Here is a 12130-nt window from a genome sequence, read left to right as displayed (position 1 = left end):
ATACGACCAATCTTGCTCAATTTGATGGCGGTTACCTCATTAAACAGGGTGATGTGGCTTCTACCTTTGGATTTGTCCTCTTAGACGAAGATTATCGAGCCGTCCCCTCTCTGGAAGGGGAGGTGGCGGTCGTTAGTCTGACCATAGGCAAGTACCAATGGAAGAAGAAGGTAACTGTCACGAACTCAAGCGTGAATTTTAATCTGGACACTATCTTGCCAATTGGGAAATACCGCTTAGAAGTTAGCGCTGGCGGATATATTTTTCCGAGTGACAAAGAAACCCACATCAAGATAGTGGCTTCAGATAAGGAATTGGTCACAGAAGAAGTCCATGCTCTAAAGGAGCTGGATATCGCTGAAGAAGTAAAAAAACAACTTGCAGGAAGAACTGCAAGTGAAGGTGGAGTATGTCAGGAGATTCCTGATTTGCTCACACACTATAATCTTGGAAAGGTGTAAAAAATTATGGATACAAGTAAATGGATCGCATTCGCTCAAGCACTGGGAGTGGATCACAAGGCGCTGAAGCAGTTAATCGATACTAAGATTGACAATGCGACAGTCACACAACTGATTGAACAAGCTAAAACCGCAGTCAAGAATGACATTTTGGGTGAAGGGGTATCTGAAAAATTTGATACCCTCAAAGAAATCGCTGAGGAAATCGCTAAAATGAGTGGTAGCACTGAGGGCGCAGTCGTGCAAAAATTGGCTGACCTTGGTCGTCGTATTGACGAGTTTGCCAACCTTGACCTGGTCGCAACGTATAACGCAGCGAAAGCGTGATTGCTATGAGCAATTTAGAGGAATTTGCTCAAGCGGTCGGTCGGGATGTTAAAACTCTGAATCAAAAGCCTGAACCAAGGCTGACATTGACAGGCAATACCCTCGGCATCGCTGGGGGTAATAATGTCACTCTACCGCTACCAGATAACGTAGGACAGGAAATCCGTGGTACAGGCTCACCAGAAGGCCGTATCACTGCCGAAATCGGAACAACCTATGTAGATGTCAACGTGACAAACGGTGCTCTCAAGTGGATTAAAGAGAGCGGAAATGGTAATACTGGCTGGCGTGTACTGATTGGTGATACTGGCTGGAGAACGTTAAACAGTGTCTCTAGAGCAGGCAACTCATTCATTAAGATACGAAGAGTTAACAACCTTATTACTTATCAATTTGGTGGTCTTCAATGGGGTTGGTTTGGAGTAGGCAGACGAAATGGACCTGGATTTGCAAGGCACAATAGCAGTGGGGACAAAGGGGCTAAAGTGTTAGGTCCTGGTGGAATACCTGCAGGATTTAGGAGTGAGGCGTCACTGATTGGTGGAATTTATAATGACGCTGGGAAGCCGTATGGGATATGGTATCTCGGAGGAGTAACCGACTCAAACTTCATACAATTTACATTTAATGACCCTATCCCCACAGATAAAGATATTGGAGATATCCGTGTTGGTGCTATCTCATACTTGACAGACGACCCTTGGCCTACAAAATTACCATAAAAGAAAGGAAAAATATATGATTAACTGGAAACTACGACTACAAAATAAATACTTTTGGCTGACTGCAATCCCAGCCCTCTTGCTTGTTCTGCAAGCTGGCGCAGCAGTCTTCGGATATCATCTAGATTTAGGCGATATTGGCAACAAGCTAATTCTGCTTGTCAATGCGGTCTTCGTATTCTTGACTGCTATCGGTTTGGTCAACGACCCAACCACAAGCGGAATCACGGACAGCACACGAGCTCTAGAATACAAGAAACCAAGTGAGGAATAAGTATGGATATTGATACAAGCAGACTACGTACAGACTTGCCGATTGTTGGGTTTGAGCCTTTCCGTCAGGTTCACGCCCACTCAACAGGCAACCGAAACTCAACCGCTCAGAACGAGGCGGACTACCACTACAGAAAGGACCCTGGACTTGGGTTCTTTTCTCATGTCGTTGGAAATGGCCGTGTTATGCAGGTAGGTCCTGTAAACAAGGGAATGTGGGACGTTGGGGGTGGTTGGAATGCTGAGACCTATGCAGCAGTTGAATTGATTGAAAGCCATTCAACTAAAGAAGAGTTCATAACAGACTATCGCCTGTACATCGAATTGCTACGAAATCTAGCAGATGAAGCAGGTTTGCCGAAAACTCTTGATACAGACGACTTAGCAGGTATCAAAACTCATGAATACTGTACCAATAACCAGCCGGATAACAGTAGCGACCACGTTGACCCGTATCCTTATCTTGCGAAATGGGGTGTTAGCCGTGAACAATTTAAGCGAGATATTGAGAACGGCCTAGGCGCCGAAACAGGCTGGCAGAAGAACGATACAGGCTACTGGTATGTTAAAGAAGACGGCTCTTATCCAAAAGACAAGTTTGAGAAAATCAACGGAACCTGGTATTACTTCGACGGTTCAGGCTATATGCTTGCAGAACGCTGGCATAAGCATTCAGATGGGAATTGGTACTGGTTCGACAACTCAGGCGCAATGGCAACAGGTTGGAAGAAGATCGCTGACAAGTGGTACTACTTCGATGTAGAAGGTGCCATGAAGACGGGTTGGGTCAAGTATAAGGATACATGGTACTACCTAGATAGCAAAAACGGGGATATGGTATCTAATGAATTCGTCAGAGCAGGTCAAGGCTGGTACTACATCAAACCAGACGGAACAATGGCAGATAAGCCAGAGTTCACAGTGGAGCCAGATGGCTTGATTACTACGAAATAATTTTAAAAAATAAATAGAAAGGAAACTTTCTAAAATGTTCTTTTACCGCAGGCTCAGGCTTGCGGTTTTTTTGTTTGGTCTGAAAGTAGTTTCAGAATGAAAAAAGTTTAAATTTCTTTGTTAAAATACTTGACTACCGCATTGTAATGCGGTATAATAAATAATGTAAGGAGGTGATACAAATGGACAGCCTTGACGAGTGGCTAGCAAGGGTCACAGTCGCGATAGGGATTGCAGTAGCAATCTCAAAAGAGAGTCGCTCTTGGTACAAAGTACTAAAAGAGCAAAATAAAAAAGCGAAAATCGCTCCCAAGTTTACCAGACGCAGGAAGAGATAATCGCTAAAGGGTAAGAGAGCGAAAGCTCTCCTTGCCTTTCATTGTATAAGAAAGTTAGAGAAAAATCAAGATGAAAATTATTTTATTTGTAGCAATTTTGGCGATCGCTATTGCTTGGTATTCAGGAGATAATAAAAAATGAGTAAAGCAGATTTTAACAAAATTCAAAAATTATTAAAGATGGTAACAGCTTATAGAATTTCTAAAGCTACTGGAATTAGTGACACTACAATCAGTAGATGGGTCACAGGCAAAACACCAATCGAAAAAATGAGTTTAGAAAATGCTATCAAATTAACAAATTACGCGGAGGAGCTAGACATGGAAAATGCAAAACAATTACTTGAAGAAATTAAAAATAACGAAGTAGCGTATGCTGTTGTAAACGAAGATGGCGCAGTGTATTGCAACTGTGAAACAAGCAATATCATGGACATTTATGGCCATGATGGCGAAGATGGCCACTTCTACGGCGTTTACGGTGATGCAGTTGGCGGACAGCTTGACAGTCGTAATGTCTCTGATGATGTTATTTTGAAAGCTATTCAGCTAATGCTAGGCTTGGGTGAACCTGTAAAACGCTCAGAATTATCTACAGGTTCTGATTTCAAACCAACTTATTTAAACGGGTATTTTGAGGTAGTTGAATTGATGAAACAGTCAGGTCTTCTTCAAGAGCAAGAAGAAAATGAGAAAGTCAAGGAATGGATTGAGTCTCACAAAGACGTTGTAGGTTCAACAGTTAAACATCCATCATTTGGAACTGGTAAAGTAACAGAAATCAAAGACAACACCATCACTATTGATTTTGAAGATAAAGGGAAAAAATCTCTAGCACTTGAGGCAGTCGTAGAAAGCAATCTCTTAGAATTTTAATCAACAGTTTTGATATAGTTTTTACTTTTTTTCAAAAAAATAGACCTTGTCCAGAGGTCGTGAAGTTGGAGGGGACACCCTCCGTTTTTGCTTATTTAATAGGAAATAATTTTACCTTTTTCATAATAATCTCCCTATAAAGTCACCGCATTTGGTGGCTTTTTTTGTCTTGGGATTCATGATATAATAATAAAATCGATAAGTAGGAAAAGGGAAATTGATGAATTATACAGTTGAAGAAAAAGAAGTCTTTATGAGGGAGGCTTTGAGAGAGGCTGAGATTGCTCTTGAACACGATGAAATTCCAATTGGTTGTGTGATTGTCAAGGACGGAGAAATCATTGGCCGTGGGCATAATGCGCGTGAGGAACTGCGGCGAGCGGTTATGCATGCGGAGATTATGGCCATAGAGAATGCGAACCTGAGTGAGGAGAGCTGGCGCTTGCTGGATTGCACGCTTTTTGTGACCATTGAGCCTTGTGTCATGTGTAGTGGGGCGATTGGACTCGCCCGTATTCCAAACGTGGTCTATGGGGCTAAAAACCAGAAATTTGGCGCTGCTGGGAGTTTGTACGATATCTTGACAGATGAGCGTCTCAATCATCGTGTGGAGGTTGAAACGGGAATTTTGGAAGATGAATGCGCAGCTATTATGCAGGACTTTTTTAGAAATAGACGGAAAAAATAATTTTGCTTTTAAAATGAATAGGAATGTGATATAATAAATAGTGGAGCAACAGTTCTGCGTGAAGCGGGTCAGGGGAGGAATCCAGCAGCCCTAAGCGATTTGAATTGTGTGCTCTTTTTTTCGTGCTTTTTCCGAATAAATAAGATAGAATAATCTAGAATAAATGATAATAGAAAAGAGAAGATGATGAAAATTCGTGGTTTTGAATTGGTTTCTACTTTTACAGATGAAAATTTATTGCCCAAGCGTGAGACAGCGCATGCGGCTGGTTACGACTTAAAGGTTGCTGTGCGTACAGTTATTGCGCCAGGAGAGATTGTATTGGTTCCGACAGGGGTTAAGGCTTATATGCAGCCAACTGAGGTTCTATACCTATATGATCGTTCTTCAAACCCTCGTAAGAAGGGTTTGGTTTTAATTAACTCTGTTGGGGTCATTGATGGGGATTATTATGGAAATCCTGGGAATGAAGGGCATATTTTTGCGCAGATGAAGAATATCACAGACCAAGAGGTTGTTCTTGAAGTTGGGGAACGTGTGGTCCAGGCTGTCTTTGCTCCTTTCTTAATTGCAGATGGAGATGCGGCTGACGGCGTGCGGACTGGTGGATTTGGATCGACTGGGCACTAGAATGAAGATTATCTTTGTACGTCATGGGGAGCCAGATTATCGTGAGTTAGAGGAGCGTTCTTATACGGGATTTGGGATAGATTTGGCGCCCTTGTCTGAGAAGGGAAGGCAACAAACCCAGAAACTGAGCAAAAATCCCTTGCTTCCTTCAGCTGAAATAATCATATCTTCTGCAGTCACAAGAGCTTTAGAAACGGCTTCTTATGTGGCTTGTGTTACTGGACTTCCTTTGAGAGTGGAGCCATTATTACATGAATGGCAGGTCTATGAAAGTGGCACAGATAATTTTGAAAAAGCTCGTACTATGTTTCTAGAAAATAATGGGGATTTACTTCCTAATAGTCCTATTCAATATGAGACATCTACGGAGATGAAGTCTCGTTTTCTAGAATGCATGGCTAAGTATCGAGAACATCAGACTGTGGTAGTTGTTGCTCATCGAATGCTCATGCGCCAGTTTGTGCCAAATGAGAAGATTGATTTTTGCCAAGTGATTGAGTGTGAGTTAGAGATATAGAAAGAGGTTTATTATCGCAAAGAAAAAAGCGACATTTGTATGTCAAAATTGTGGGTATAATTCCCCTAAATATCTGGGACGTTGTCCTAACTGTGGGTCTTGGTCTTCCTTTGTAGAAGAGGTTGAGGTTGCCGAGGTCAAAAATGCGCGTGTGTCCTTGACAGGTGAGAAAACCAAGCCCATGAAACTGGCTGAGGTGACTTCAATCAATGTCAATCGAACCAAGACGGAGATGGAGGAATTCAACCGTGTACTTGGAGGCGGAGTGGTACCAGGAAGTCTCGTCCTAATCGGTGGGGATCCTGGAATCGGGAAATCGACTCTTCTCCTACAAGTCTCAACCCAGTTGTCTCAAGTGGGGACAGTTCTCTATGTCAGTGGGGAGGAGTCTGCCCAGCAGATTAAACTACGTGCAGAGCGTTTGGGTGATATTGATAGCGAGTTTTATCTCTATGCAGAGACCAATATGCAGAGTGTTCGAGCTGAGGTAGAAAGAATACAGCCAAACTTCCTCATTATTGACTCCATTCAGACCATTATGTCTCCTGAGATTTCAGGGGTGCAGGGGTCTGTTTCTCAGGTGCGTGAGGTGACTGCTGAGCTCATGCAGCTGGCCAAAACCAATAATATTGCCATATTTATCGTAGGTCATGTGACTAAGGAAGGAACCTTGGCTGGTCCGCGTATGTTGGAGCATATGGTAGATACAGTGCTTTACTTTGAAGGAGAGCGCCACCATACCTTCCGTATTTTAAGAGCGGTCAAAAACCGTTTTGGCTCCACTAATGAGATTGGGATTTTTGAGATGCAGTCGGGCGGTTTGGTTGAGGTACTCAATCCGAGTCAAGTTTTCCTAGAAGAGCGTTTGGATGGAGCAACTGGTTCATCAATCGTTGTGACCATGGAAGGGACGCGTCCGATTTTGGCGGAGGTTCAGGCTTTGGTGACACCGACCATGTTTGGAAATGCCAAGCGTACTACGACAGGACTTGATTTTAATCGTGCTAGTCTGATTATGGCTGTTTTGGAAAAGCGTGCAGGTCTTCTCTTGCAAAATCAGGATGCCTATCTCAAATCTGCTGGCGGTGTCAAATTGGATGAACCTGCGATAGACTTGGCCGTTGCGGTTGCTATTGCTTCGAGCTATAAAGACAAGCCAACTAATCCTCAGGAATGTTTTGTCGGAGAACTGGGATTGACAGGAGAAATTCGGCGTGTGAATCGTATTGAGCAGCGCATTAATGAAGCTGCTAAACTGGGATTTACTAAGATTTATGTACCCAAAAATTCCTTGACAGGAATTACTCCGCCCAAGGAAATTCAGGTTATTGGGGTGACAACGATTCAGGAAGTTTTGAAAAAGGTCTTTGCGTAATCCGTGACAAATTCTCTTAAAAATGATAAGATAGGAGAAATATTTGACTATCAAATTTTCAAGGAGGGAATCGTGTCGTATTTTGAACAGTTTATGCAAGCCAATCAGGCTTATGTTGCCCTACATGGGCAGTTAAATCTGCCACTTAAACCCAAAACTAGAGTAGCCATTGTGACCTGTATGGACTCACGTTTGCACGTTGCGCAAGCTTTAGGTTTGGCACTTGGGGATGCTCATATTTTGCGGAATGCAGGTGGCCGAGTGACTGAGGACATGATTCGTTCGCTGGTTATTTCCCAGCAACAAATGGGGACAAGAGAGATTGTGGTATTGCACCATACAGACTGTGGTGCTCAGACATTTGAAAATTGTCCTTTTCAGGAGTATCTGAAAGAGGAACTAGGTGTCGATGTGTCAGATCAGGACTTTTTACCCTTCCAAGATATAGAGGAGAGTGTACGCGAGGACATGCAACTCCTTATCGAGTCTCCCCTAATACCAGACGATGTTATTATCTCTGGTGCTATTTACGATGTGGATACAGGAAGTATGACAGTCGTAGAATTATAAATACTTCATTTAGAAAGAAAGTGTATGAAGAAAAACAGCATTTTATTTATTTTTATTTTATTGCTATGTATTGGTTTGCAGTATGAAACAATCTACTATACGGATGGTTCGATGTCAGGTGCAGAATATGGCCTAATGGGAGTTTCTATCTTTCTAGCTCTCTTTTACATGATTCCGGCTCTTTATTTCCTTTTCCGTATTGGGGAAAAATGGGAATTGCCAAAGAATGCCTTGATTCTGTCTTTATTGGGTGGGATGTTCCTTTCAGGTTGGTTGTCTAGCTTTGCTAATACCTATATCCATGATTTATTGGAGGTTCTTTTCCCAGATAGTGCATTTTTAAATGCCTTTGAAAGTGCGATTGTGGCTCCTTTGGTAGAAGAACCCTTGAAATTGTTGCCACTTGTCTTTGTTTTAGCTTTGATTCCTGTGCGAAAATTAAAATCTTTGTTTTTACTTGGGATTGCTTCTGGTTTGGGATTCCAAATGATTGAGGATATTGGCTACATTCGTACAGATTTGCCAGAGGGCTTTGACTTTACTATTTCGAGAATTTTAGAGCGTATCATCTCAGGAATTGCCTCTCACTGGACTTTTTCAGGTTTGGCGGTAGTAGGTGTTTACTTGCTTTACAGAGCCTATAAAGGACAGAAGGTTGGCAAGAAACAGGGGCTTATTTTCCTAGGTTTGGCCTTGGGAACTCATTTCTTGTTTAACTCTCCTTTTGTAGAATTAGAGACAGAGTTGCCACTAGCGATTCCAGTGGTTACGACCATTACTCTATATGGTTTTTATCAGGCTTATCGCTTTGTTGAGAAGCACAATGAGTTGATGAACTAGAATATTTTTCAAAAGAATAATGCAGGGGCACAAATATGCTGCCCTTCTTTTATTTTTGATTGAAAAATAGTGCAAAAAGCGCTACAATGGTAAATGGAAAAATCTTGTGAAAAGCACAAGCGATACATATATACCGGAGGAAATCATGTCTTTTTCTGATTTAAAGCTGTTTGCCCTTTCTTCTAATCAAGAATTGGCAAAACGTGTAGCGCAGGAGATTGGGATAGAGTTGGGGAAATCAAGTGTCCGCCAATTTTCAGATGGAGAGATTCAGGTCAACATCGAAGAATCAATCCGTGGGAAACACGTCTTTATCCTACAATCAACTAGTTCGCCTGTAAATGACAATCTGCTTGAAATTTTGATTATGGTGGATGCTTTGAAGCGTGCGAGTGCAGAATCTGTCAATGTTGTCATGCCTTACTATGGGTATGCACGTCAGGATAGAAAGGCGAGAGCGCGTGAGCCAATCACTTCAAAACTTGTTGCAAATATGCTTGAAGTAGCTGGAGTGGATCGTTTGTTGACAATCGACTTGCATGCTGCGCAGATTCAAGGATTCTTTGATATTCCTGTGGATCATTTGATGGGAGCTCCTCTGATTGCGGATTATTTTGAGCGTCGTGGCATGGTTGGTTCTGACTATGTGGTTGTCAGCCCAGACCATGGAGGGGTGACTCGTGCTCGTAAGTTGGCAGAATTTTTGAAAACATCTATTGCTATCATTGACAAACGTCGTAGTGTTGATAAGATGAATACTAGTGAAGTCATGAACATCATCGGTAAGGTCGAAGGCAAGACTTGTATCTTGATTGATGATATGATTGATACCGCTGGAACGATTTGTCATGCGGCAGATGCTCTTGCAGAAGCTGGTGCTGTTGAAGTCTATGCAAGCTGTACACACCCAGTTCTTTCTGGTCCTGCTATGGACAATATCCAAAAATCAGCTATCAAGAAATTGGTTGTTTTGGATACCATCTATCTGCCAGAAGAGCGTTTGATTGATAAGATTGAGCAGATTTCGATCGCTCATCTCCTAGGGGATGCTATTGTACGTATCCATGAAAAACGCCCACTTTCTCCACTTTTCAGTATTGAGAAAAAGATTTAATGACCAAGCCTGAGATGATTCTCAGGTTTTTTTCATCTCTTTTCCGAATAAATAGATAGAGCCAGAGAATCTAGGAAACCTAGATTTAAAACTGTGGTATAATAAAAGGAGGAAGAGGATGATTCTAAGACATCCGGGCATCAGCCCGACCAATGACTTGGTTGCTAAGAAAATCTTTAGCAATCCAGAAATTACTTGTCAATTTATTCGCGATATGCTGGATTTACCAGCCAAAAATGTAACCATTTTGGAGGGAAGCAATATTCATGTCTTACCTTCCCTTCCGTACTCGGCGCAGGATTTCTATACCAGTATAGATGTCTTGGCGGAGTTGGATAATGGAACTCAAGTAATCATTGAGATTCAGGTGCATCATCAGAATTTTTTCATCAATCGCCTGTGGGCTTACTTATGCAGTCAGGTCAATCAAAATCTCGAAAAAATTCGTCAACGAGAAGGTGATACACACCAGAGTTACAAACACATCGCACCAGTATATGCTATCGCTATCGTGGACAGCAATTACTTCTCGGATGATTTGGCTTTTCATAGCTTTAGTATGCGCGAGGACACGACAGGTGAGGTTTTAACCATAACCAATAATGGACAAGAAAACCATCTAGTAAAGATGGCGTTCTTGGAATTAAAAAAATACAGAGAAACCAGCAAAGACGAGGTTCGCAAACCGTGGTTGGAGTTTTTTGGGAATAAACCCTTTACCCAAGAACCCGAGCGAGCCATCAGCCAAGCAGACCAACTGCTAGACTACAAAAGCTGGTCCGAGGAGGACAGGAAAATGTTTAGTCAACTACGTATGCGAGAAGAACAAGCCTTGTTAGCACAGGACTATGCCTTGGAAACCGCTAGAGCCGAAGGTATTGAACAAGGTTTAGAACGTGGACTTGAACGTGGTCGCGCAGAGGGCATTGAACAGGGACTGGAGCGTGGGAAAGTTGAAGGAAGGGAAGAAGGGAAACTTTTTGCCTTCTTAGACATGGTTCGCCAACATGTTTTAACTTCCGAATTTGCTAGCGAGCAATTAGGTATGACGGTCGCAGAGTTTGAGGACTTGCTATAAGGTCACATTTTAAATAGTAGAAAGTTTATAAAATGGCAAGTTATTATCAAAAAACTTGTCATTTTTGCTTGACATTTCGAAGGGGTTATAGGATAATACTACAGAAGTGAGTTCTGTCCAACTGTCTATGTGGATTAAATATGAATGATTTTACTCAAGGATCATAAGTTTGTGAGATTTTCACTTGAAAAATGCAGTATTTGACGGGTATTTTTTCTCACAAAAATGTTTTTTTCACCTTTTTTTCTAAAAATGGGTAAAAACTTTAAAAACTAGAAGAAAACCCTTGACAAATCCTGCAAATATTTATATACTGTATGGTAGTAAGATAGTCTTACGAAAAATATATAATGAAAAATAAAGGAGATAAAACGATGAAAAAAGTTTTATTGACAAGCGCAGTCGCTCTTGCAGCATTTGGTGCTGTACAAGCTGTTTCAGCTCATACAGGTGTAGTACCAGCTGATCAACAATACAAACCAGAAACTCCAGCTTACAACCCTTACCACGGTAAACCAGTTATGTTTGGTAACGGTTCACACGTTCGTTTCTCAGTTAAAGACATCCAAGGCCGTCCAGTTGCAGGTGTTAAAGTTGATGTTATGGTTTGGGCAAACGAAGCTGACTACAACAACTACGTTAAACCATCAGTTGTTTCTGCTGAATCTAACGAAGCAGGTGATGTTGAGTTGGCAGTACCACACAAAGGTTTGGTTCAATACCGTGTAGCTTACGTTCCAAAAGGATACTTCTTGCATAAAGTAAACAGAACAGTTCACAACGGTAAAGAAACTGGTAATGAAGGTTCATTTGATATCCAAGGTAACTTGTATGATGGAACATTCGTATACTCTGGTTCAGCTGACCTAGATAAAGACGGAAAAGCTGATATGTTCACAAACGCTTCAGTTGATTTGGTTCTTGAAAAAACTGACTCATACAACGTTGTGAAAGATCAATGGGTTCAAGAAGAAGCTGGCTGGAAATACTACGCTTCTAACAAAGCTGTTTCAGGTTGGAAACAAGTTGACGGTAAATGGTTCTTCTTTAACGCTGAAGGCGTAATGCAAAAATGGTGGGTTAAAGATGGAAACACTTGGTACTACCTAAACGGAAACGGTGAAATGCAAACTGGTTGGTTGCAAGACGGTGGTAAATGGTACTACCTTGAAACATCAGGTGCTATGAAAGCTAGCCAATGGTTTGAAGTTTCTGGTAAATGGTACTACGTTGACGGTTCAGGTGCCCTTGCAGTTAACACTACTGTAGGTGGATACACTGTTAACGGAAACGGTGAATGGGTTAAATAATCTAGCTCAATAAAAAAAGCAGGAGATTTCTTCTGCTTTTTTATTTTTTCCATAAAA

At 41.7% G+C, this 12130-nt stretch carries 16 protein-coding genes and 1 other RNA gene; all 17 read left to right on the top strand.

From position 1 onward, the window contains the following. Positions 1-461 (top strand): hypothetical protein (locus M1G05_RS09685; RefSeq protein WP_247953654.1); only part of this gene is annotated, 461 nt, incomplete at its 5' end. 6 nt (positions 462-467) lie between these two features. After that, entirely contained in the window at positions 468-788 is a 321-nt protein-coding gene (locus tag M1G05_RS09680) for a hypothetical protein (protein WP_247953653.1), read from the top strand. Between the two features lie 5 nt (positions 789-793). After that, complete coding sequence (locus tag M1G05_RS09675; RefSeq protein WP_247953650.1) at positions 794-1510, top strand: hypothetical protein; 717 nt, start codon at positions 794-796, stop codon at positions 1508-1510. 16 nt (positions 1511-1526) lie between these two features. After that, complete coding sequence (locus M1G05_RS09670) at positions 1527-1784, top strand: phage holin (RefSeq protein WP_125443126.1); 258 nt, start codon at positions 1527-1529, stop codon at positions 1782-1784. 2 nt (positions 1785-1786) lie between these two features. Then, positions 1787-2737 carry an N-acetylmuramoyl-L-alanine amidase gene (locus M1G05_RS09665; protein WP_247953649.1) on the top strand — a complete coding sequence of 317 codons (951 nt, stop codon included), beginning with the start codon at positions 1787-1789 and terminating at the stop codon, positions 2735-2737. 182 nt (positions 2738-2919) lie between these two features. Continuing rightward, positions 2920-3075 carry a hypothetical protein gene (locus M1G05_RS09660; RefSeq protein WP_247953648.1) on the top strand — a complete coding sequence of 52 codons (156 nt, stop codon included), beginning with the start codon at positions 2920-2922 and terminating at the stop codon, positions 3073-3075. Positions 3076-3213: 138 nt separating this feature from the next. Next, positions 3214-3951, top strand: a complete 738-nt coding sequence (locus tag M1G05_RS09655; protein ID WP_247953647.1) for a DUF3553 domain-containing protein — start codon at positions 3214-3216, stop codon at positions 3949-3951. Positions 3952-4171: 220 nt separating this feature from the next. Beyond that, on the top strand, positions 4172-4639 hold the full coding sequence (gene tadA, locus M1G05_RS09650) for a tRNA adenosine(34) deaminase TadA (RefSeq protein ID WP_247953646.1): 468 nt from the start codon (positions 4172-4174) through the stop codon (positions 4637-4639). Positions 4640-4671: 32 nt separating this feature from the next. Next, positions 4672-4769, top strand: an RNA gene (gene ffs, locus M1G05_RS09645) — signal recognition particle sRNA small type. Positions 4770-4825: 56 nt separating this feature from the next. Then, positions 4826-5269, top strand: a complete 444-nt coding sequence (locus M1G05_RS09640) for a dUTP diphosphatase (RefSeq protein ID WP_000702002.1) — start codon at positions 4826-4828, stop codon at positions 5267-5269. Continuing rightward, a complete protein-coding gene (locus tag M1G05_RS09635; RefSeq protein WP_247953645.1) occupies positions 5220-5786 on the top strand; it encodes a histidine phosphatase family protein in 567 nt (188 codons plus the stop codon). Before M1G05_RS09640 ends, M1G05_RS09635 begins: the two co-directional genes overlap by 50 nt. Positions 5787-5799: 13 nt before the next feature. After that, the gene (gene radA, locus M1G05_RS09630; RefSeq protein ID WP_247953655.1) at positions 5800-7161 is read left to right on the top strand and encodes a DNA repair protein RadA; all 1362 of its coding nucleotides are present in this window, start codon (positions 5800-5802) and stop codon (positions 7159-7161) included. 72 nt (positions 7162-7233) lie between these two features. After that, on the top strand, positions 7234-7731 hold the full coding sequence (locus tag M1G05_RS09625; RefSeq protein ID WP_004234980.1) for a beta-class carbonic anhydrase: 498 nt from the start codon (positions 7234-7236) through the stop codon (positions 7729-7731). A gap of 24 nt (positions 7732-7755) precedes the next feature. Beyond that, positions 7756-8571: a PrsW family intramembrane metalloprotease gene (locus M1G05_RS09620; RefSeq protein WP_247953644.1), complete on the top strand. Its 816-nt coding sequence runs from the start codon at positions 7756-7758 to the stop codon at positions 8569-8571. A gap of 145 nt (positions 8572-8716) precedes the next feature. Continuing rightward, entirely contained in the window at positions 8717-9685 is a 969-nt protein-coding gene (locus M1G05_RS09615) for a ribose-phosphate diphosphokinase (RefSeq protein ID WP_033682853.1), read from the top strand. 118 nt (positions 9686-9803) lie between these two features. Continuing rightward, entirely contained in the window at positions 9804-10763 is a 960-nt protein-coding gene (locus M1G05_RS09610; protein WP_247953643.1) for an Rpn family recombination-promoting nuclease/putative transposase, read from the top strand. Positions 10764-11137: 374 nt separating this feature from the next. Then, positions 11138-12073 carry an N-acetylmuramoyl-L-alanine amidase family protein gene (locus M1G05_RS10085; protein WP_345773061.1) on the top strand — a complete coding sequence of 312 codons (936 nt, stop codon included), beginning with the start codon at positions 11138-11140 and terminating at the stop codon, positions 12071-12073. Positions 12074-12130: the final 57 nt, after the last annotated feature.

The organism is Streptococcus mitis (genome assembly GCF_023109515.1).
Classification (GTDB): domain Bacteria; phylum Bacillota; class Bacilli; order Lactobacillales; family Streptococcaceae; genus Streptococcus; species Streptococcus mitis_CS.
The sequence above is the reverse complement of the archived record's forward strand: the minus strand, read 5'-3'. Positions and strand labels throughout refer to the sequence as shown.

Excerpts from the sequence above, each read along its gene's own strand:
- M1G05_RS09670 (WP_125443126.1), top strand. The coding sequence starts at position 1,527 with ATGATTAACTGGAAACTACGACTACAAAATAAATACTTTTGGCTGACT.
- M1G05_RS09660 (WP_247953648.1), top strand. The coding sequence starts at position 2,920 with ATGGACAGCCTTGACGAGTGGCTAGCAAGGGTCACAGTCGCGATAGGG.
- M1G05_RS09635 (WP_247953645.1), top strand. The coding sequence starts at position 5,220 with ATGCGGCTGACGGCGTGCGGACTGGTGGATTTGGATCGACTGGGCACT.
- M1G05_RS09610 (WP_247953643.1), top strand. The coding sequence starts at position 9,804 with ATGATTCTAAGACATCCGGGCATCAGCCCGACCAATGACTTGGTTGCT.
- M1G05_RS09665 (WP_247953649.1), top strand. The coding sequence starts at position 1,787 with ATGGATATTGATACAAGCAGACTACGTACAGACTTGCCGATTGTTGGG.
- M1G05_RS09680 (WP_247953653.1), top strand. The coding sequence starts at position 468 with ATGGATACAAGTAAATGGATCGCATTCGCTCAAGCACTGGGAGTGGAT.
- M1G05_RS09640 (WP_000702002.1), top strand. The coding sequence starts at position 4,826 with ATGAAAATTCGTGGTTTTGAATTGGTTTCTACTTTTACAGATGAAAAT.
- M1G05_RS09620 (WP_247953644.1), top strand. The coding sequence starts at position 7,756 with ATGAAGAAAAACAGCATTTTATTTATTTTTATTTTATTGCTATGTATT.
- M1G05_RS10085 (WP_345773061.1), top strand. The coding sequence starts at position 11,138 with ATGAAAAAAGTTTTATTGACAAGCGCAGTCGCTCTTGCAGCATTTGGT.
- M1G05_RS09615 (WP_033682853.1), top strand. The coding sequence starts at position 8,717 with ATGTCTTTTTCTGATTTAAAGCTGTTTGCCCTTTCTTCTAATCAAGAA.
- tadA (WP_247953646.1), top strand. The coding sequence starts at position 4,172 with ATGAATTATACAGTTGAAGAAAAAGAAGTCTTTATGAGGGAGGCTTTG.
- M1G05_RS09675 (WP_247953650.1), top strand. The coding sequence starts at position 794 with ATGAGCAATTTAGAGGAATTTGCTCAAGCGGTCGGTCGGGATGTTAAA.
- M1G05_RS09655 (WP_247953647.1), top strand. The coding sequence starts at position 3,214 with ATGAGTAAAGCAGATTTTAACAAAATTCAAAAATTATTAAAGATGGTA.